Raw genomic sequence first — 19,732 nt, 5'->3', positions numbered from 1 at the left:
CAAGAAAAGGCGGCGGCGACGATGTATACTCTTCCCGGAAGGTGAAAATCATGAGCAGTCTGGAGGCGGCGCGGGCGGCGACCGCGATGCAGGAATATATCGAGGAAAGAATGACCGAGCCGATCACGCTCCGGGAGCTGGCCGACACGGCGGGGTACTCCCCATGGCATGCCGCGCGGCTTTTCAAGGAGGCAACGGGCCTTAGTCCCTTCGACTATATCCGGGCGCGCCGGCTGACGAAGGCGGCGCTCGCCCTCCGCGACGGCGGAGACCGGATTCTGGATGTGGCGCTGGACTTCGTCTTCGGCTCCCACGAGGGCTTTACCCGCGCCTTTTCAAAGGCATTTGGCATTTCTCCGAAAAAGTACAGCCTGCAGACGCCGCCGATCAAGCTGTTCATGCCCAATCGGGCGATTGAAACCTTCCGCTATTATTTTAAGGAGGAGAAGCAAATGAGCGACACGGCCGTCAAGGCGATATTCGTCCAGGTGATCGAGCGCCCGGCCAGGAAATGTCTCCTGCTGCGCGGGAAAACTGCGGAGGATTATTTTGAATACTGCGAAGAAGTGGGCTGCGATGTGTGGAGCGTTCTGACGAGCGTTAAGGAGGCGTTGTACGAGCCGATCGGCATGTGGCTGCCGAAAGCCCTCGTAACGCCGGGGACATCCCTGTACGTTCAGGGTGTGGAGGTCCCTCAGGATTACTCAAACCTCGTGCCGGACGGGTATGAACTCGTCGACCTGCCGCCCTGCACGATGATGGTGTTTCAGGGCGAGCCGTATGACGACGAGGCCTTCGAGCAGGCCATCGGCGAGGTATGGGAGCACGTCAAAAAGTTCGACCCGAGGCTGTACGGCTACGACTGGGCGCCCGAGGCGGCGCCGCGCTTTCAGCTGGCGCCGATGGGCTACAGGGGCTATATCGAAGCGTACCCCGTGAAAGAGCTGAACTGAAAATAATTTGACATCTCCGCCGGAATTCACTATCCTGATTCCAATAAGGAGGCGCGGCGATGCTGATTGACAGGCTCGTGGATTACAATAAAAGCGGCGTTCTGCCCATGCACATGCCCGGCCATAAACGAAACGCGGCGCTGCTGGGGGACGCGCTGCCCTACGGCATCGATATCACCGAGATCGACGGCTTTGACGACCTGCACGACGCTCACGGCGTTTTAAAGGACACCGCCGACCTGGCCGCGTGCCTGTACGGGTGCCAAAGGGCGTTCCCGCTGGTGAACGGCGCCACCGGCGGCATACTTGCCGCCGTATACGCCGTCTGCCGGCCCGGCGACACGGTGATCCTGGCGCGCAACTGCCATAAGTCCGTTTACAACGCCGTTTTGACGAGCGGCCTGAGGCCCGTCTATCTGCTCCCCGAGGCCGACGCCTTGTCGGGTGTCGCCGGGAGCGTCACACCGGAGTCGGTCGCCCGGGCGATTGAGGCAAACCCCGGCGCAAAGCTCGTTGTCGTCACCTCGCCCACGTACGAGGGCGTCGTCAGCGATATTAAAGGCGTCTGCGGCGCGACGCACCGGCACGGCATCCCGGTGCTTGTGGACGCCGCCCACGGCGCGCATCTCGGCTTTTCCGAGGCCTTTCCGCCGGACGCTGCCCGCTGCGGCGCCGACATCGTCGTTACGAGCCTGCACAAAACGCTGCCGGCGCTGACGCAGTGCGCGCTGGCGCTTTTAAACCCCGGCCGCGTCGACGAAGGCCGCTTTCGGGCCGCGCTGTCGATTTTTCAGACCAGCAGCCCGTCCTACGTGCTTCTGGCGTCGATCGACACGTGCCTCCGGCTGCTCTCGGATGACGGCGCCCGGCTTTTCGCGGCGTATGCGGGCAATCTCGCGGCGTTCGACGGCCGGGCCGCGGCGCTCAAAAGGCTTCGCGTTCTCTGTCACGGCGCGGATTCCCTGCCGGCGCACCCGGGCTTTTTCGGCTTCGATCCCGGCAAGCTCGTCGTCGAAACACGGGGGACGGCTTTAACCGGCCCGGCGCTGCTGGCGCTGCTGAGATCAAAATACAAGATCGAGCTGGAGATGGCGTATACCGATTACGCCGTCGCTATGACGAGCCTCTGCGACGGCCCGGACGCATTCCGCCGCCTGTCGGACGCGCTGTGCCAAATCGACAGAGACGCCGGGAGCCCCGCCGGCGCCGAAAGGCCCCGCCCCACGCTGAAGGCCCTGCCGCATCAGGCGATGACGCCGTATGAGGCCGCCGCGCTGGCGGGGGAGAGCCGGCCCCTGACGCAAGCGGAAGGGTTTATAGCGCTGGAGTATGCCTGGGCGTATCCCCCGGGTATTCCGTTTCTCGTGCCGGGAGAGGTGATCGGCGGCGGGACGCTCGCGCTCATTCGGGAGCTCCAGGCCGCGGGCCTTCAGCTGAAAAGTACCACAGGCGCGCTGCCGTCGGGGATTTACTGCGCGGCGCCTGCCAGAACTTACCTTTGACAAGGCTGTCGAATTTTGCTATATTATGCGTGCATAGTAAATGTTGCTATCTTCATTTTTGGGCTCTGCTTGTTTAGCGGAGTCTCTTTTTTTGCCGGCAAACCCCGGCCCGGACATTGACAAACTGCCGAGATTATGGTAGCTTTGTTGGAGAATAACGATCAGGGAGATAAGTGGATTATGAAAAGAATCATCACCATCGAAACGCGCGATCTCGTTGGGAGCGTTGAAAACGGCGGCTGCGGCGAATGTCAGACCTCCTGCCAGTCGGCCTGCAAAACCTCCTGCAGCCTCGTCAACCAGCAGTGCGAAAAGTGCGTCAGCGAAAATAAATAATTGCAGATTAAATAAAAACAATTGCCGTTTTTCGCCTTTTGGAGATAAACGGCATTCTGTTTTTTTCACGGAGATATTTTTATGGTACATGCGTATAAGTTAAACGGCTATAATATCGTCCTGGACGTGGCCAGCGGCGCGGTGCACGTGGTCGACGACCTGGTTTTCGACATCGTCGGGATGTACGAGGATAAGGGCAGGGAAGAGCTCATTGCCGCCCTGCTCGATAAATACGCCGCCGTCCCCCAGGTCACCCGGGAAGAGATTATCGAGGCGCTGGACGATATCGAGGCGCTGAAAGCGTCGGGCAAGCTGTTTTCCAAGGACAGGTTCGTCAGCCTCGCGCCCCGGCGGGGCGGCGAGATCAAGGCGCTCTGCCTGCACGTCTCCCACGCCTGCAACCTCACCTGCGGCTACTGCTTTGCCGGAGAGGGGCGGTATCACGGCAACGAGGCGCTCATGTCCCTCCCGGTGGCGAAAAGAGCCATCGATTTCCTGATCGAAAGCTCCGGGGGACGCCGGAATCTCGAGGTGGATTTTTTCGGCGGCGAGCCGCTCCTGAACTGGGACGTGGTCAAGGAGACCGTGAAATACGCCAGGAGCGTGGAAAAAGGGCACGGCAAGAACTTCCGCTTCACGCTGACGACGAACGGCGTCCTCATTGACGACGACGTTATCGACTTTGCAAACCGCGAGATGACAAACGTCGTTCTCAGCCTCGACGGCCGTCGTGAGGTCAATGACCGCCTGCGGAAAACGCCGGGCGGGGGCGGCAGCTACGACCGCATCGTTCCGAAATTCAAGGAGCTGGTGGACAGGCGCGGCGGCAAAAACTATTACATCCGTGGGACGTTCACCCATCACAATACCGATTTTACAAGCGACCTTCTCCACATGGCGGCGCTGGGCTTTACGGAGCTCTCCATGGAGCCCGTCGTGTCAAAGCCGGGCGAGCCCTACGCGCTGACGGAGGAGGACCTGCCCGCGCTCATGGATCAGTATGAGCTCTTGGCGCGTGAAATGCTTCAAAGGAAAAAAGAGGGCCGGGGCTTTACGTTTTATCACTTTATGCTCGATCTCAGCGGCGGCCCCTGCATCTATAAGCGTATCGCCGGCTGCGGCTCCGGCACGGAGTATCTGGCCGTCACGCCGTCGGGTGAGCTCTACCCGTGCCATCAATTCGTCGGCGACAGGGACTATCTCATGGGCAACCTCTGGGACGGCGTGACGAATATGGAAAAACGCGACGCGTTTTCCCGCTGCAACGCCTATTCCAGGAGCGAATGCCGGGACTGCTGGGCGCGCCTCTACTGCGCCGGCGGCTGCGCGGCCAACGCCTACCATGCCACCGGCGATATCGGCGGCGTCTACGACTACGGCTGCCGCCTGTTCAAAAAGCGCATCGAATGTGCCGTCATGATGAAAGCGGCGGAAGCATTGGAAACCCAACCCACCCGTATTCCCCACCCGGCGCACTAATGCCCGCGGGGCTGTCGCTCCCTGACCCCTTAATGGGGCCGTACCCCATACCCCGCATTGTGATTCCGCGAAGGCGGGAATACCAAGTCTTCCCCTTGGGGAAGGTGGCGCGCAGCGCCGGATGAGGGCCTCCTGTGCCGCGCCGCTGTGCATCAGCCCCTGTAGGGGTGATGCACGAATGCCCGCCATTCCCATTCCCCGGCTCCCTCAGACGAGAGAGCCGTCGCCCGCCGGCGACTGAAGGAGGGAACTCCTCCCGGCGCGGCACCCCACAACAAGCGCACGCACAAAGGGGCGGGTTGTCTAACCCGCCCCTTACGGCATGTCCTGTGTTACTCCTCTTTGCCTTTATCCTCCGTATCCCGCTTGTCCGTATCGGTCAGCTCCTTCGAAAATTCCGGGGCCAGGCCGGCGTTTCGGAGGGGGCGGATGATGGCGTCGCCCCTGTGGCGGCGCCTGTAATATTTCAGGAAGGAAAAGGCGGCCTCAAAAAACACCACTAGGACGAGCCCGGCGACGAGGCCGGCGCCCTGCCCCTTGACAAAGGGCATGCTCACGATGGCGACGATGAGCGAGACCAGGACGAAGCCCGAGGTGTACGGATACCCGCGCATCTGGCATTTTCCCTCCGGCGGGCAGCCGTATTTTTTTCTCAGGCGCAGATGGGAGGCCATCATCACGGCGTAGGTGAACAGTATCGCGAAGCCGCCGGAGCTGAGCAGGAAGAGGTAGACCCGCGGAAGCAGGAGCCCGAAGCCCAGGGCTGCCAGCATCCCCACGCCGGAGGCAAGGATACCCCGGTACGGCACGTCCGTCTTCTCCTTGAGCCAGCGCGGCGCCTGACCTTCATCGGCCAGCGAGCGCATCATCCTGCCCAGGCCGAACATGGTGGCGAGCATCGTCGAGAGGATGGCCGACACGACGACGACGCTGATGACCGTGCCCACCCAGCCGATGCCGTACCGTGTCAGAGAGGCCGCGATGGCGCTGGTGTTTTCGTTCAGCTCGGCCGTCGGCACAAGCGGCAGCAGAAAGGCGATATACAGGATGAAAAGGCTGACGAGACTGAGGACGGTGTAACGGATCGCCCGGGGTATCGTCACGCCCGGGTCCTTGACCTCGGAGGCCGCCAGCGCGATGATCTCAAAGCCGCAGTAGGAAAACATGACGATCAGCATGCTGCCCAGCAGCCCCCCGAGCCCGCCGGGCGCAAACGCCTCTCTTGCCACCTCGCCGAGCCCGACGGCGGGGCGCCCGCCGAACAGGCCGACCACCAGCGACACGGCGATGAGGATAAACCCCGCCACTGTAAACACCTTGATCCCGGCAAGGCCGCTTTCCAGCCTCGAGAGCCTGACCGCGCCCAGCAGATTGATAAGCGTGACGCCGGCGATGATCGCGGTGCCCATGAGCGCCAGCGAGATGTTTGGGAACCACTGCCGCAGCAAAATCGACGCGGCCGTGGCCTCGCTGGACATGCCCAGCGCCATGCCGACCCAGTAGATCCAGCCGACGACAAAGCCCGTCCGCTCGCCGAAGGCTTTTGTGGCGTACGTCCTGAAGCCGCCGTAATCGGGATTGGCGACTGTCATTTCAGACATCGCATAGAGAATATAATAAACAAGTACGCCGCCGAAAACATAGGCGATGATGATCGACGGTCCCGCGGCGTTGATCGCCACGGACGACCCGAGGAAGAAGGAACCGCCGATGACGGTTCCCAGCGCCAGCATCGTCAGATGACCGGCGGTAATGCCCTTTTTCTTTTCCATAGTGCCCTCTTCACGTAAAAATTGCCGGTATTATTTTGCCACGATAATAATCGGACATTCCCGGAGCAAAATTTTACAAAAATCACATTTCGGAGGCATTCCTATGAAAAAGCCCGTCGCCGTTTTACTCATGGCCGCCGTTCTCCTGCTGTCGGGGTGCGGCCTGCCCGGCGGATCAAGCAGCGTGCCGCCGCCGCCGGAGAGCACCGGCGAAAAAAGCGTCGCGGACTATTTCCCGGTCAGGGCCGATACCCGTATGACCTACAAAGGCTTCGGCAGCGAATACGCCGGCTTCGTATCGACTGTGGACTATATCGGCGCCGGCACCGCCCAGCTGCGCACGCATAGCGGCGGCGCCGAATCCGTCGCCGTCTATACGGTCGGCACCGACACCGTAACAAAGGTCTTTACAAAGGATGCGCTCAATTACAGATACGATTTCACCGACCAGCGCGCGCTGGTCGACGTGCTTGTCATGGCGCCCCTCGCCGTCGGCACGGCCTGGAAATCCGGCGCCGGGGAGGAGCGGAGCATCACAGCCCTGGACGCCGCCGTCTCGGTGCCGTACGGGTCCTTCAAGGCGCTGGAGGTGACGACGGCCTCGCTGGTCAGCGGCACCGTCAAGGAGTATTACGCCCCCGGCGTCGGGCTCGTTAAGCGGGTCTGTATCCCGGCCGGCGACCCGGCCTCGCCGGTCACCAGCGAGCTTGAAAAATTCGAGGACGGCAGCCCGCTTAAGGAGGACACCCGGTTTTACTACCCCGATATCATCAACGACAGGGTGGCATATATCGACAAAACCGTTACCTTTCACACCGGGGATACCGCAGCCTCAAGGCTCGAAGCAGAATTTAAAAACCCACCGCAGGGCAGCGGCCTGACGCCCGTAATGACAGCGGGCGCCGCGCTCAACGGTATCACCGTCGACGCCGGCAGCGGCGCCGTGACCGCCGATCTCTCAAAATCCTTCGTCACGGAGATGAACGCCGGGACGGCGCTGGAAGCCTTGATACTTGCCAGCCTGGCCGACACGCTGGGCAATTACTTCCACACCGACAAGGTCGCCGTCACCATCGACGGCGGCCCGTACGAATCCACGCATCTGCTCTTCAACCTCGGCGACTTCCTGCCCGTGCATCCGGAAAAAGCCGTATCATATCAAAAGTAGCCCGCACAATAAAGGTATAGGGGGACCCCGGATGGGGCTGCGCCCCTCTCTGCCTCCCTCAGACGAGGGAGGTGGCATTTGCGGCGCAAATGACGGAAGGAGAGATACACCGCACTTATGGCGCGCGTCTCACACGCAATCGACTGAAGAGCAACCCCCTTGTGCCACGCCGCTGGGAGGTTGCCCCTGCACGACGGAATAACAAAGCGGCTGCCTATAGGCAGCCGCTCACTGTATGTTGCCGTTATTCCTTTTTGTCAATATCCTGACTTGCTTTTGCCCGCTTTTTCCGGACTGTGCGGTAAATAACCAGCGCGGCCGCGGCGAGGACGGCGAGAATGATCAGGACGGGGAGGGCGACGACGATGGCCATGAACAGGCTCTTGAAGAAGGTGCCGATGCCGTTCAGCGTGCCGGAGATACCGTCCCGCATCCGCTCCCAGTAGGTGCGCTGCGCCGATACCTGTTCCTTGATCTCCGCAACCTCGCTGATGTGGAGCGCCACGGTGGAGAAATCCACCTGGTTTTGCCAGTTCTGCAGCGTGGAGGTCAGCGATTCAATCTGATACCGCACATCCGACAGTCTGGATTCGATCGTGATCATGTCCTGCACCGTCGTCGTCTTATCCAGCATGGCGAGAAGGCGGCTTTCCTCCGTCTTGTAGGCGTCCAGCCGCGACTGTGTGTCGATAAACTGCGCGGTGATGTTCTGGGATGTCGTGCTCGCCTTTGAGACGTTGCCCAGGAGCGGCAGCGCATCCGTCATGCCCTTGAAGCTGCCGACCGGGACACGGATGGTGTATTCCGCGGAGCGGAAGGTGGTGTTGCCGTAGCTGTTGCCGCTGACGTAGGAGTTTTCGACGAAGGCGCCGAACCCGGCGAGCAGCGCGTCGAGGTTTTTCAGGGTGTCGTCAAACGCCGTCGTTTCCACCTGGGCGCTGAAGTTGTAGATGATCTTGTCGCCGTTCAAAGACGCGCCGATAACGCCCGAGGTGAGGGCGCTGCCGCTTGTCAGGGCGGCCAGGTCGCCGTTTCCGGTCTGACTGTCCGTTTTCCCCTTCCCGTCCGAATACGCCGGCGCGGCCTCCGGCGCCACGGCGTCGTATGCGCCGCCGCTGCCGGAATTGACAGAAGCCGTGCTGGGGGTCTGTCCGCCGCAGGAAGCGAGCAGCGCCGTGATGAGGAGCAGGGCAAGAACGGCCGAAATTATCTTTCTCATTTTATCCTCCTTATCTGATCAGCGGGGGGATGCAAATGGGCTGCTTTCCATCGTGGGTCTGAGATTAAGACGGCCGTCGTTCCTTAAAGTTCCATAAGATGCACAAAGGCGGGCCCGTGAGGGCCCGCCTGAGGCTTATAATACTTTTGCCAGAAAGCTCTGGAGACGCTCGCTCCGCGGGTGGCTGAAAAGCTCCTCGGGCGTGTTCTCCTCGATGATTTTTCCGTAATCCATGAAGATGACCCTGGAGCCGACCTCCCTGGCAAAGCCCATCTCGTGGGTGACGACGACCATCGTCATGCCCTCGTGGGCCAGCTGCTTCATGACCTCCAGCACCTCGCCGACCATCTCGGGGTCGAGGGCGCTGGTCGGCTCGTCAAAGAGCATGACGTCCGGGTCCATGCAGAGCGCGCGGACGATGGCGATGCGCTGCTTCTGGCCGCCGGAGAGCTGGCTGGGATAGGCATTGGCCCTGTCCTCGAGCCCCACGCGCTTCAGTAGCGCCATGGCCTTTTCCTCGGCCTCGGCCTTTGATTTGTGCAAAAGGTTCATCGGCGCGATGGTCAGGTTCTTCATAACGGTCATGTGCGGGAAGAGGTTGAACAGCTGGAAGACCATGCCCATCTTCTGGCGGTGCTTGTTGATGTCCGTTTTCGGGTCGGTGATATCGACGCCCTCAAACTCAATGGTGCCCCCCGTGGGGTGCTCCAGGAGGTTTAAGCAGCGCAGAAACGTCGATTTCCCGCTGCCGGACGGACCGATGACGACGACGACCTCGCCGTGCCTGACCTCGGCGTTGATGCCGTCGAGGGCTTTGATCTGGCCGCCTTTAAAATGCTTTTGAAGTCCGGAGACCTTGATAAGCGTGTCAGTGGTCACTGTTTCTGAGCCTCCTTTCCACCATGCTGAAGATCCATTCCAGGAATTTGACGAGGATGAAATAAATGAGCGCCAGCCCGATCAGCGGCATAAAGGCGGAGTAGGTGATGCCGCGGATGGACATCGCCGCCTTGGCCAGGTCCTTGACGGCCACATAGCCGGCGATCGACGTTTCCTTCAAAAGGGTGATGAACTCGTTGGCCAGGGCGGGCAGCACGTTCTTGAACGCCTGCGGGATGATGATGAACCGCATCGTCTGGATGTAGTTGAAGCCGAGGCTGCGCCCGGCCTCCATCTGGCCGGCGTCGATGGACATGATGCCGCTGCGGATGATCTCGGAGACATACGCCCCGGAATTGATGCCGAAGGTCAGCATCGCGATCAGGACACCGTTGCTGGCGGAGACGAAAATGACGAAATAGAAGATGAGCAGCTGCACAAATACCGGCGTCCCCCGGATGATGGACAGGTAGATTCTGCAGATCGTGTTGAAGAAACGCAGCAGCACTTTTCCAGGGCCGGGGCGCATCGTATCGATTGTTTTATCGTATGTGGAACGTATGATGGATATCAGGATGCCGATGATAATGCCGATGACGAGCGCGCCCAGGGTGATCCTGAGCGTGACGCCGAGGCCGTTCAGCATAAGCCGCCATCTGTCGTCCTCAATGAAATTCTGGTAGAAGTCCGCCTGTACCTTGTCAAACCACGCAGACAAATCCTCACCCTCTCTCTGAATAACACCGAATAGGGGCGGTCTTCGCCGCCCCTATTCGGTGTGAAGAACAGTAGTCGCTTTTTTAGCTGTTTGCCGCGACGAAGGCCTTGGCGGGCTCGTTGTCGATGATAACGCAGTCGATCTTTCCGGTCAGCAGGGCCTGGACGGCGTCCGCGCCGTTGTTGAACTGCTGGACGCGGTCCGTGCCGAATTCGTCGCTGGCGTAAATGTCGCCGGTGGTGTTCTGCTGCACGCCGATGGTATACGTCGCGCCCTCGGCCGAGAGATCGTCGATGGACGTGATCTTGGAGTCGCCGGGCACGATGATGGACTGGATGCCCGTAGCGTAGCTGGCGGAGAAATCTACGTTCTGCTGGCGTTCCGGCGTGACCGTCATGCCGGCCATGCCCATGTCGACCTTGCCGCTGGAAACGGCGGCGATGACGGAGTCAAAGTCCATGTCGCTGATGACGAGCTTCATGCTCAGCTTGTCGGCGATGGCGGCGGCGATGTCGGCGTCAATGCCGACGATTTTGTCGCCCTGGAGAAATTCATAGGGCGGGAAGGCCGCGTTGGTGCCCATCTTCAGCTCGGGGAGGCCGTCCGTCTTCTGCTGGAACGTCAGGTCGTAGGGGACGTTGTTGATATAATTGTCGACGATCTTTTTGACGGTCCCGTCGTCGATGAGGCCTTTCAGGGCCGTGTTGATCTTATCCAGCAGCTCGGTGCTGCCCTTCTTGACGCAAATGGCGTAATCCTCCTGCGCGTAAGCCGTATCGAGGATTTTGAGCTTCGGCGCGCCGGCGCTCGGGCTGGCGGCCGGGGCCTTCTGGCCGGAACAGGCGCTGACGCCAAAAATCATAACCAGCGTCAAAAGCGCCGCTATGACCTTCCAGGTTTTTTTCATTATTATCCACTCCATATTCACAAAATTATAATGAATTATACTACCCTGCCCGTTGTTTTTCAATTTATTTTTGGCTTATTTACGCGATTTGCGAAAATAATGCAAAAACCACCGTATTATTTCTTTAAAATACGGCGGTTATGTTATTCACTTTTTGGTGAATATTCATTTAGAGGCTGAAGAAGGCGGCCTTCCCCGGATAATACGCCGCGCTGCCGAGCTCTTCCTCGATGCGCAGGAGCTGGTTGTACTTGGCCACGCGGTCGGTCCGGCTCGGCGCGCCCGTCTTGATCTGCCCGGCGTTCAGGGCCACGGAGACGTCGGCGATGGTCGTGTCCTCCGTCTCGCCGGAGCGGTGGGAGATGATGGCCGTGTAGCCGGCGCGGTGGGCCGTTTTGACGGCGTCAAAGGTCTCGGTGAGCGAGCCGATCTGGTTGAGCTTTATAAGGATCGAATTCGTGACGCCCAGAGATATGCCCTTGTTGAGGCGCTCCGTGTTCGTGACGAACAGGTCGTCGCCCACGAGCTGGATCTTTTTGCCCAGCGCGTCGGTCATAAGCTTCCAGCCGTCCCAGTCCTCCTCGGCCATGCCGTCCTCAATGGAGATGATGGGGTACTTGGACACGAAGTCCGCCCACATGGAGACCATCTCCTGGCGCGTCATGGTGGTTTTGCGCTTGGGCAGGTGATAGCAGCCGTCCTTTTCGTCGAACCACTCGGAGACGGCGGGGTCCATGGCGATATAGAAGTCCTCGCCGGGCTTGTAGCCGGCCTTGTCGATGGCCGCCATGAGCGCGCGCAGGGCGTCCTCGTCGGTGTCGAGGTTCGGTGCGTAACCGCCCTCGTCGCCCACGCCGGTGGAGGGGACAACCTTCTTTAAGGTATGAAAGACCTCCGCGCACATGCGTAAGCCCTCGCGGAAGCTGGGCGCCGAGACGGGCATGATCATGAATTCCTGGATGTCGACGCTGTTGGACGCGTGTGCGCCGCCGTTCAGGACGTTCATCATGGGCACCGGCAGCGTGTTGGCGCCCGTGCCGCCCAGATAGCGGTAGAAGGGTATACCCAGGGAGAGCGCGGCCGCCCTGGCGCAGGCCAGCGACACGCCGAGGATGGCGTTGGCGCCCAGGCGGGACTTGTTGGGCGTGCCGTCCAGCCCGATGAGCAGGCGGTCGATGAGCGTCTGGTCCAGCGCGTCGCGGCCGGCGAGCAGCTGGGCGATCTCGGTGTTGACGCCGGTCACGGCCTTGAGGACGCCCTTGCCGAGATAGCGGTCCTTGTCGCCGTCCCGCAGCTCGCAGGCCTCGAACTGGCCTGTCGACGCCCCGGAGGGCACAGCCGCGCGGCCGACGGTGCCGTCGCTTAAGGTGATCTCGGCCTCGACGGTCGGGTTGCCTCTGGAATCGAGTATTTCGCGGCCCTTGACGCCGGTGATTTGCAGATACCGTTTCATAAAGATGCCTCCGTTTTATGTCAGGGCGGATTCAATATCCGTCCCGTTGTTCATCAAAATTACCGTTTGACGATGAGGGATTCGCCCGTCATCTCGTCGGGCTTCTCCAGACCCATCAGCTCGAGGATGGTCGGGGCGATGTCGGCCAGCCGGCCCTGTCGGAGCGTGACGTCTGCGCCCACAAGGATCAGCGGGACGGGATTGGTGGTATGGGCCGTCTGGGGGGTGGTGCCGTCGCTGTCGATCATATCCTCGGCGTTGCCGTGATCCGCCGTCACGAGGGAGACGCCGCCCATCTGGGCCGTGGCGTTGACGACCTCGCCGACGCATTCGTCCACGATTTCCACAGCCTTGACCGCGGCGTCGAAGACGCCCGTATGGCCGACCATGTCACAGTTGGCGTAATTTAAAATGATGACGTCATAAATGCCGCTCTCGATCCTCTTGACGACCTCGCGCGTCAGCTCCCGCGCGCTCATTTCGGGGATCAGGTCGTAGGTGGGGAACTGCTTCGGCGAGGGGACGAGAAGCCGGTCCTCGCCCTTGCTGACGGCTTCCGTGCCGCCGTTGAAGAAAAACGTCACGTGGGCGTACTTTTCCGTTTCCGCGGCGCGCAGCTGCGTCAGGCCAAGGGCGCTGATCGTCTCGCCGAAGGTGTTCGTGATCGTTTCGGACGGATAGGCGACGGTGACGTTGGGCATTTTTTCGTCGTATTGCGTGGTGCAGACGTAGCGGAGCGGAAAATAGCCGTTCCGCCGGGGGAACCCGTTAAAATCCCGGTCCACGAAGGCTCTGGTGATTTCCCTGGCCCTGTCCGGGCGGAAGTTTAAGAATATGACGGAATCGCCGGATTTGATCAGGCCCGTCCTGTCGCACACGACCGGCTTGATAAACTCGTCGGTGACCCCGGCGTCATAGGAATTCTGGATCGCGCGCAGCGGGTCGTCGTCCAGGATGCCCTCGCCGCAGACCATGGCGTCGTACGCGGCCTCCACGCGGTCCCAGCGGTTGTCCCGGTCCATGGCGTAAAAGCGCCCCATCATGGTGGCGATTTTGCCGACGCCGAGCTCCCCGCATTTTGTAAGGATATCTTCGATAACGGCCTTGCCGGAACAGGGGAGCGTATCCCGCCCGTCCATAAAGCAGTGCAGGTAGACGGCGGAAAGCCCGCGGCGCCTGGCCATTTCCAGAAACGCCCACAGGTGATCGATGTGGCTGTGGACGCCCCCGGGCGACATGAGGCCCAAAAGGTGGAGCGAGGCGCTGCCGGCCTTGGCTGCGTCCATCGCCTCGGTATAGGCTTTGTTCTCAAAAAAACCGCCGGAGGCGATATCCCGCGTGATCCTGGTGAGGTCCTGGTAGACGATTCTGCCCGCGCCGATATTCGTGTGGCCGACCTCGCTGTTGCCGATCTGCCCGGCCGGGAGCCCGACGTCCTGCCCGGACGCGGCCAGCGTCGTGTTCGGGCACGTGGCAAAAAGCCCGTCAAGGACCGGCGTGTACGCGGCGGAGACGGCGTTGCCGCTGTCCTGTGCCGTCAGTCCGTAACCGTCCATGATGATGAGTGTCGTGGGAATTCTCATAATGTCCTCTCTTTTAACGTCGCCGGCGGCTATATGGCGTCCTGGTTGGCCGCGTTAATGATGGCGGCAAAATCCGCCGGCACCAGCGAAGCGCCGCCAATCAGCCCGCCGTCGACGTCGGGCTGGCTCAGCAGCTCAAAAGCGTTTTTGGCATTCATTGAACCGCCGTACAGGATGGAGATCGCCCTGGCCGTCCTGGCCCCGTACAGGCCCCGGATGACGGCGCGGATGGAAGCCGCCACGGCTTCGGCGTCCGCGGCTGTGGCGGTATTGCCGGTCCCGATGGCCCAGATCGGCTCGTACGCGACGACGATGCGGCGCATTTTTGTCGCCGGGACGCCGGCCAGCGCCGCCTTGAGCTGCAGCGTGACGAGCTCCTCCGTGACGTTCATCTCCCGCTGCTGCGCCGTTTCGCCCACGCAGACGATGGGGCGGAGATTGGCCTGCAGCGCGGCGTGGACCTTCTTGTTGACGGTGATATCGGTCTCGCCGAAGAGCTGGCGCCGTTCGCTGTGGCCGATAATAACGTAGTGGGCGCCCAGGTCGGACAGCTGCTCGGAGGAAACCTCGCCCGTGTAGGCGCCGGATTCGTTTTCGTTCAGATTCTGCGCGCCGATGGAGATCCTGCTGTCGCGAAACGCTTTCTGGGCCGCCGGGATCATCACGAAGGGCGGGCAAATAACGATATCGCACCATTTTGCCGGCGCGGCCAGCGGCTTAAGCTCCTCTGCATAGGCTTTGATTTTCGAGGGGAGCATATTCATTTTCCAGTTTGCGGCGATGACTGTATTGCGGTATTTTCTGTTCATTCTAAAGGTACTTCCTATATGTTAATTATTTTAATATGCTTATTTATCCAAAAGGCACGCGATGCCCGGCAACTCCTTGCCCTCCATGAATTCAAGCGTCGCGCCGCCGCCGGTGGAAACGTGGGTGATCCTGCCGTCCAGCCCGTACTGGCGGATGGCCGCGGCGCTGTCCCCGCCGCCGACGATGGAAATGGCGCTTGATTCGGCCAGGGCCTCCGCGACCCGCCGCGTGCCCTCGGCGAATTTGGGAAATTCAAAAACGCCCATCGGCCCGTTCCAGATGACGGTGGCCGCCCTGCCGATCTCGCCGGCAAATTCCCGCGCCGTTTTGGGGCCGATGTCGAGGCCCATCAGGTTTTCGGGGATCGCCGCGCTGTCCACGACGACAGGCTCGGCGTCGTTGGAGAATTCCGGGGCCGCCACGGCGTCGGCGGGCAGCAGGATGCGCACGCCGAGCTTTTCCGCCTTGCCGAGAACGTCCAGGGCGTAATCGAGCTTATCCTCCTCGCAGATCGATTTGCCGATGGCGCCGCCCCGGGCCTTGATGAACGTAAAGGCCATACCGCCGCCGATGAGCAGCGCGTCGACCTTGCCGAGAAGATTGACGATCACGCCCAGCTTGTCTGACACCTTGGAGCCGCCGAGAATGGCCACAAACGGGCGCTTCGGACTGTCCAGGGCGCCGCCGATCTGCCGGAGCTCGGCGTCAATTAAAAATCCGCCCACGGCGGGCAGATAGTGGGACACGCCCTCCGTCGACGCGTGGGCGCGGTGCGCGGTGCCGAAGGCGTCGTCCACATAAATGTCGGCCAGCTGCGCCAGGGCTTTGGCGAAAGCCGGGTCGTTCTTTTCCTCTTCCTTATGGAAACGGACATTTTCAAGCAGCATGAGCTCGCCGGGCCGGAGCGCGGCGGCGCGCTTTTTGGCGTCCTCGCCGATCACATCCTTGGCCATGATGACGTCGTGCCCTAAAAGCTCCGACAGCCGGCCGGCGACCACCTTCAGCGACAGCTTCGGGTTAAATTCGCCGTCCGGCCGGCTAAGATGCGAGCAGACGATGACGGCGGCGCCTTCCCCGAGCAGATACCGGATGGTGGGCAACGAGGCGGTGATGCGGCCTTCATCGGTGATCGCGCCCGTTTTCTTATCGAGCGGGACGTTGAAATCACAGCGGAGGAGAATTTTCTTCCCTTTGACGTCGATATCCCTGACAGATTTTTTGTTGGTGTTCATTACGTCCTCCGATTTTTATTTCATACAGGAGAGGTTTTTTGCCGGCTTAACCGGTTGACTTTCGCGGGAAATGTAATAATATTGGCATTGCATATCATTGTATTCCTGTCTTCAGGACTTTTCAACATATTTTTTAGTACAATTTTACTGTACATCACAACATAAATGCCCTGATACGACAAAAGTTATGCACAAATTGGGCCGTGTGGGCGCATCGCGACAAAATATTTGCAACGGCCTCCCGATTTGATATACTCTGTTTTGTAATTTGTGCCTGCCCATTACCGCGGACAGGCCCGGAAACCGGAACGTCAGGTGTGTGTGTGTGTACGGAAAGAAGAGAATTGAATTGAACAATACGCTCTATATCGTCGTGCCCTGCTATAACGAGGAGGAGGTCCTCCGGGAGACGGCCTCGCGGCTGAGGGGGAAAATGCGCGCGCTGATTTCCGCCGGCAAAATCTCCGGCGGCAGCCGCGTCCTGTTTGTCAATGACGGCTCCCGGGACAAAACGTGGGAGATGATCCGGGCCCTGAGTGCGGAAGACGCCCTGTTTACCGGCGTGGCCTTAAGCCGCAACCGCGGCCACCAGAACGCGCTCCTGGCCGGCCTCATGACGGCGCGCGGCCGGGCCGACATGGTCGTCTCGATGGACGCCGACCTGCAGGACGACGTCGACGCCGTGGACAGGATGGTGGACGAGTACCTTTCCGGGGCCGATGTCGTCTACGGTGTGCGCAATAAAAGGGAGAAGGACGCGTTCCTCAAAAGATTCACGGCGGAGGGCTATTACAAGCTGCTGGACGCCATGGGCGTCGAGGTCGTTTTCAACCACGCCGACTACAGGCTCCTCTCCGCCCGCGCCCTGGACGCGCTCAGCCAGTACGGCGAGCGGAACATGTTCATCCGGGGCATCATCCCGATGCTGGGCTATAAAACGGCCACGGTCACCTACGAGCGCGGCGAGCGCTTTGCCGGCGAGAGCAAATATCCGCTGAAAAAAATGCTGGCGCTGGCCTCCGACGGCGTCTATTCCCTGAGCATGAAGCCGCTGCGGTTCATCACCGGCCTCGGCGTGACGCTCCTCGTCCTTGCCGCGGCGCTCCTCATTTACGCCATCGTCCGCCTGTGCATGGGATATACGATCCTGGACTGGAAGATCGTCACCATCTCCGTCTGGGGCGTCGGCGGCCTGATCCTCCTGGCGTTGGGGATCATCGGCGAATACGTGGGCCGGGCCTACATGGAGCTGAAGGGACGACCGCGCTACCACATCGGCGAGACGGTGGGGCTGGATCGAAAATTGTGATTTCCAGGAGCGGAAAGGCGATCACAGATCGCCCCGACGCTGTACCCCGTAGGGGCGATCTGTGATCGCCTTAGTTCCGATTGACAGAGACAAGCTTTACAGACTTTACAAGGAGGCGGGCGCTTGGAGCTTACCAGTGAACGCGGAATAAAGGAGCTGCTGAACAGCCACGGCTTCCGCTTTTCAAAATCGATGGGCCAGAACTTCCTGGTGGACGCCGGCGTACCGGAGAACATCGCCGCCGGCTCCGGCGTTGACGGGAGCTTCGGCGTTCTGGAGATCGGGCCGGGCATCGGCGCGCTGACGGCGGCGCTTTCCCGGCGCGCGGCGCGTGTTGTGGCCGTGGAGCTGGACAACAAGCTCCTGCCGATCCTCAGCGATACGCTGGCGGACTGCGGTAACGTCAAGGTCATCCCCGGCGATATCCTGAAGCTGGATATCGCCAGAACGGTGCGGGAGGAGATGCCGGGGCTCCGGTACGCCGTCTGCGCCAATCTGCCGTATAACATCACCACGCCCGTCCTGACGGCCCTGGTGGAAGCCCGCGTTTTCGAGACGATCACGGTCATGGTGCAGCGGGAGGTGGCGCGCCGCATGTGCGCGGCCCCGGGCACGTCCGACTACGGCGCTTTTTCCGTTTTCGTCCAGTATCATGCGTCGCCCGGGATTTTGTTCGACGTGCCGCCGTCGTCGTTCCTCCCGCCGCCGAAGGTGACGTCCTCCGTCGTCACAATGGCGCTGCGCCGGGAAAAGCCGGCGGAGGTGGCCGATGAGGCGATGTTTTTCCGCGTCGTCCGCGCCGCCTTCGCCCAGCGCCGCAAGACCCTCGTCAACAGTCTGGAGTCCGTCTTCGGCGGGCGGCTGAATAAAGACGCGCTGAAGGAGCTCGTTGTAGGCTGCGGCCTTGACGCGCTGGCGCGGGGCGAGACGCTGGGCATCCCGGAGTTTGCCGCCCTGGCGCGCAAGCTGGGGGACAGGCTGAAATGATACTGCCCAGAGAGTTTTATGAGCGCGATACGCTGACCGTGGCCCGGGAGCTCCTGGGGCAGGTCCTCGTCCGGGAGACGCCGGAGGGGACCGTCCGGGGGAGCATCGTCGAGACGGAAGCCTACCTTGGCCCCAGGGACGACGCGGCCCACAGCTACAAGGGCAAAAGCGAACGCGTCCGCGTCCAGTACGGGCCGGCGGGCTGCGCCTATATCTACATGATCTACGGCATGCACTACTGCCTGAACATCACCTCCGGCCCGCCCGGCGTGCCGGAAGTCGTCCTCATCCGTGCCCTTGAGCCGCTGTCCGGCTTTGAGCTCATGGAAAAAAGGCGCGGCACCGGCAAGCTTCTAAACCTCTGCAGCGGGCCGGGCAAGCTCTGCCGGGCGTTCGATATCGGGGCGGACCTTTACGGGGTGGATTTGTGCCGGCCGGGCTCTTTATATCTCGAAGGCGGGAACAAACCGGAAAGTATATCGTCTTCAAAAAGGATCGGCATCGATTACGCGGTTATGACCCGGGACATGCCCTGGCGCTTCACCGCTGCGGGCAATAAGTTCCTGTCGAGGCCCGGATGACCAAAAAATCCAAAAACTTCATTCTCAGTTAAAATTATTGACGAAAGCTTTAAAATGATGTAAACTTTTATGTTGTCTGAACCAAGACTGAACAAAGGCTGAAACGGGGTGTTTATGTGGCCGTCATTTCAGAAGTTAAGTGCGGAAGATGCGATCGCCGGTACAGCGGCTTCCGCAGCAGATGTCCTTATTGCGGCGCCCGCAGAAACAAGCGCGGAAAACATGCCGACGATACGGAAAACGCGAAAGCGAAGGTTATCATCGGCGTATTGCTGCTCGTTGTGCTGATCGCGGCGGCGATGATTCTCATTTTGAGCCTGCCCGGCAAAACCGATCCCGACGCCCAGGGGGCAGAGTCCCCTACATACTCGGATGATGGTAACAATACGTCCGCCAGTCCCGGCGGCGACGCCAATACGTCCGACGACGCCAATGCCGGCGCGTCCACTTCGCCTTCCGACGACGCCAATGCCGGCGCGTCCACTTCGCCCTCCGACGACGCCAATGCCGGCGCGTCCACTTCGCCCCCCATCGACCCCAACGCGAAGGTCCAGTCCGTCAGCATTATGTATGGCGGCGAAGCGAAAGTGGATGTGACGATGAAGGTCGGCGAAACCCTCCCGTTAAAAGTTAAGATGACACCGGAGATAGAGGGAAAAGTGGCGCAATGGGACACCAGTGACGCGACTGTGGCCACGGTGACGATGGACGGCGTGGTCAAAGCAATAAGCAAGGGCAAAACGACACTGACGTTAACGATCGACGGCGTCAAGGCAGAATGTACGGTCCGCGTCAGGGACAAATAAGCTTCACGGCGATAAGCGGTATGCAGAAAATTCTGCAT

The 19,732-nt window shown here is 60.7% G+C and carries 18 protein-coding genes; 9 read left to right on the top strand and 9 right to left on the bottom strand.

What is annotated here, in order from left to right; all coding sequences use genetic code 11:
- Positions 1 to 50: 50 nt before the first annotated feature.
- From BUB60_RS14310 to scfB, 4 genes are all read left to right on the top strand, one after another.
- Positions 51 to 953 (top strand): AraC family transcriptional regulator, encoded by a 903-nt coding sequence (locus BUB60_RS14310; protein ID WP_073080401.1) that lies wholly within the window; start codon positions 51 to 53, stop codon positions 951 to 953.
- Between the two features lie 59 nt (positions 954 to 1,012).
- Complete coding sequence (locus BUB60_RS14305) at positions 1,013 to 2,455, top strand: aminotransferase class I/II-fold pyridoxal phosphate-dependent enzyme (protein ID WP_073080399.1); 1,443 nt, start codon at positions 1,013 to 1,015, stop codon at positions 2,453 to 2,455.
- Between the two features lie 180 nt (positions 2,456 to 2,635).
- Complete coding sequence (gene scfA, locus BUB60_RS14300) at positions 2,636 to 2,791, top strand: six-cysteine ranthipeptide SCIFF (protein WP_073080396.1); 156 nt, start codon at positions 2,636 to 2,638, stop codon at positions 2,789 to 2,791.
- 81 nt (positions 2,792 to 2,872) lie between these two features.
- Positions 2,873 to 4,270, top strand: coding sequence for a thioether cross-link-forming SCIFF peptide maturase (gene scfB / locus BUB60_RS14295; RefSeq protein WP_073080393.1), 1,398 nt, complete (start codon positions 2,873 to 2,875; stop codon positions 4,268 to 4,270).
- Between the two features lie 332 nt (positions 4,271 to 4,602).
- Here the strand turns inward: scfB and BUB60_RS14290 are convergent, their stop codons facing one another.
- Entirely contained in the window at positions 4,603 to 6,042 is a 1,440-nt protein-coding gene (locus tag BUB60_RS14290; protein ID WP_073080391.1) for an amino acid permease, read from the bottom strand.
- A gap of 103 nt (positions 6,043 to 6,145) precedes the next feature.
- Between BUB60_RS14290 and BUB60_RS14285 the strand changes: the two genes are divergently transcribed.
- Complete coding sequence (locus BUB60_RS14285; protein WP_073080389.1) at positions 6,146 to 7,210, top strand: GerMN domain-containing protein; 1,065 nt, start codon at positions 6,146 to 6,148, stop codon at positions 7,208 to 7,210.
- Positions 7,211 to 7,454: 244 nt separating this feature from the next.
- Here the strand turns inward: BUB60_RS14285 and BUB60_RS14280 are convergent, their stop codons facing one another.
- The 8 genes from BUB60_RS14280 to BUB60_RS14245 form a co-directional block, all read right to left on the bottom strand.
- The gene (locus tag BUB60_RS14280) at positions 7,455 to 8,429 is read right to left on the bottom strand and encodes a DUF4349 domain-containing protein (protein WP_073080386.1); all 975 of its coding nucleotides are present in this window, start codon (positions 8,427 to 8,429) and stop codon (positions 7,455 to 7,457) included.
- A 135-nt stretch (positions 8,430 to 8,564) separates the two neighbouring features.
- Positions 8,565 to 9,308 carry an amino acid ABC transporter ATP-binding protein gene (locus BUB60_RS14275; protein WP_073080383.1) on the bottom strand — a complete coding sequence of 248 codons (744 nt, stop codon included), beginning with the start codon at positions 9,306 to 9,308 and terminating at the stop codon, positions 8,565 to 8,567.
- Positions 9,298 to 9,954: an amino acid ABC transporter permease gene (locus BUB60_RS14270; RefSeq protein WP_084726526.1), complete on the bottom strand. Its 657-nt coding sequence runs from the start codon at positions 9,952 to 9,954 to the stop codon at positions 9,298 to 9,300. The genes BUB60_RS14275 and BUB60_RS14270 overlap by 11 nt, the downstream gene beginning before the upstream one ends.
- A 154-nt stretch (positions 9,955 to 10,108) precedes the next feature.
- The gene (locus BUB60_RS20675) at positions 10,109 to 10,933 is read right to left on the bottom strand and encodes a transporter substrate-binding domain-containing protein (protein WP_073080379.1); all 825 of its coding nucleotides are present in this window, start codon (positions 10,931 to 10,933) and stop codon (positions 10,109 to 10,111) included.
- A gap of 169 nt (positions 10,934 to 11,102) precedes the next feature.
- On the bottom strand, positions 11,103 to 12,386 hold the full coding sequence (gene eno, locus BUB60_RS14260) for a phosphopyruvate hydratase (RefSeq protein ID WP_073080376.1): 1,284 nt from the start codon (positions 12,384 to 12,386) through the stop codon (positions 11,103 to 11,105).
- A 59-nt stretch (positions 12,387 to 12,445) separates the two neighbouring features.
- On the bottom strand, positions 12,446 to 13,972 hold the full coding sequence (gene gpmI / locus BUB60_RS14255; RefSeq protein ID WP_073080374.1) for a 2,3-bisphosphoglycerate-independent phosphoglycerate mutase: 1,527 nt from the start codon (positions 13,970 to 13,972) through the stop codon (positions 12,446 to 12,448).
- Positions 13,973 to 13,998: 26 nt separating this feature from the next.
- Positions 13,999 to 14,778 (bottom strand): triose-phosphate isomerase, encoded by a 780-nt coding sequence (gene tpiA / locus BUB60_RS14250; RefSeq protein WP_073080371.1) that lies wholly within the window; start codon positions 14,776 to 14,778, stop codon positions 13,999 to 14,001.
- Positions 14,779 to 14,817: 39 nt separating this feature from the next.
- A complete protein-coding gene (locus BUB60_RS14245; RefSeq protein WP_073080368.1) occupies positions 14,818 to 16,011 on the bottom strand; it encodes a phosphoglycerate kinase in 1,194 nt (397 codons plus the stop codon).
- Positions 16,012 to 16,360: 349 nt separating this feature from the next.
- On the opposite strand from BUB60_RS14245, the gene BUB60_RS14240 reads away from it, so the two are divergent.
- The 4 genes from BUB60_RS14240 to BUB60_RS19850 all read left to right on the top strand — a co-directional run bounded on the left by BUB60_RS14240 (position 16,361) and on the right by BUB60_RS19850 (position 19,694).
- Entirely contained in the window at positions 16,361 to 17,320 is a 960-nt protein-coding gene (locus BUB60_RS14240; RefSeq protein WP_073080366.1) for a glycosyltransferase family 2 protein, read from the top strand.
- A 123-nt stretch (positions 17,321 to 17,443) separates the two neighbouring features.
- Positions 17,444 to 18,307 (top strand): 16S rRNA (adenine(1518)-N(6)/adenine(1519)-N(6))-dimethyltransferase RsmA, encoded by an 864-nt coding sequence (gene rsmA / locus BUB60_RS14235; RefSeq protein WP_073080363.1) that lies wholly within the window; start codon positions 17,444 to 17,446, stop codon positions 18,305 to 18,307.
- Positions 18,304 to 18,888 carry a DNA-3-methyladenine glycosylase gene (locus BUB60_RS14230; RefSeq protein ID WP_073080361.1) on the top strand — a complete coding sequence of 195 codons (585 nt, stop codon included), beginning with the start codon at positions 18,304 to 18,306 and terminating at the stop codon, positions 18,886 to 18,888. The genes rsmA and BUB60_RS14230 overlap by 4 nt, the downstream gene beginning before the upstream one ends.
- Before the next feature lie 116 nt (positions 18,889 to 19,004).
- Positions 19,005 to 19,694: an Ig-like domain-containing protein gene (locus BUB60_RS19850; protein ID WP_073080359.1), complete on the top strand. Its 690-nt coding sequence runs from the start codon at positions 19,005 to 19,007 to the stop codon at positions 19,692 to 19,694.
- The last annotated feature ends 38 nt before the right edge of the window (positions 19,695 to 19,732 follow it).

The organism is Sporobacter termitidis DSM 10068, from assembly GCF_900130065.1.
Lineage (GTDB): Bacteria > Bacillota > Clostridia > Oscillospirales > Oscillospiraceae > Sporobacter > Sporobacter termitidis.
Note: the sequence above shows the minus strand (reverse complement) of the source record. Positions and strands in the feature narration are given on the sequence as shown.

Coding starts and splice junctions, on each gene's coding strand:
- BUB60_RS14310 (WP_073080401.1), top strand. CDS start 51: ATGAGCAGTCTGGAGGCGGCGCGGGCGGCGACCGCGATGCAGGAATAT.
- BUB60_RS14305 (WP_073080399.1), top strand. CDS start 1,013: ATGCTGATTGACAGGCTCGTGGATTACAATAAAAGCGGCGTTCTGCCC.
- scfA (WP_073080396.1), top strand. CDS start 2,636: ATGAAAAGAATCATCACCATCGAAACGCGCGATCTCGTTGGGAGCGTT.
- scfB (WP_073080393.1), top strand. CDS start 2,873: ATGGTACATGCGTATAAGTTAAACGGCTATAATATCGTCCTGGACGTG.
- BUB60_RS14290 (WP_073080391.1), bottom strand. CDS start 6,042: ATGGAAAAGAAAAAGGGCATTACCGCCGGTCATCTGACGATGCTGGCG.
- BUB60_RS14285 (WP_073080389.1), top strand. CDS start 6,146: ATGAAAAAGCCCGTCGCCGTTTTACTCATGGCCGCCGTTCTCCTGCTG.
- BUB60_RS14280 (WP_073080386.1), bottom strand. CDS start 8,429: ATGAGAAAGATAATTTCGGCCGTTCTTGCCCTGCTCCTCATCACGGCG.
- BUB60_RS14270 (WP_084726526.1), bottom strand. CDS start 9,954: ATGCTGAACGGCCTCGGCGTCACGCTCAGGATCACCCTGGGCGCGCTC.
- BUB60_RS20675 (WP_073080379.1), bottom strand. CDS start 10,933: ATGAAAAAAACCTGGAAGGTCATAGCGGCGCTTTTGACGCTGGTTATG.
- eno (WP_073080376.1), bottom strand. CDS start 12,386: ATGAAACGGTATCTGCAAATCACCGGCGTCAAGGGCCGCGAAATACTC.
- tpiA (WP_073080371.1), bottom strand. CDS start 14,778: ATGAACAGAAAATACCGCAATACAGTCATCGCCGCAAACTGGAAAATG.
- BUB60_RS14245 (WP_073080368.1), bottom strand. CDS start 16,011: ATGAACACCAACAAAAAATCTGTCAGGGATATCGACGTCAAAGGGAAG.
- BUB60_RS14230 (WP_073080361.1), top strand. CDS start 18,304: ATGATACTGCCCAGAGAGTTTTATGAGCGCGATACGCTGACCGTGGCC.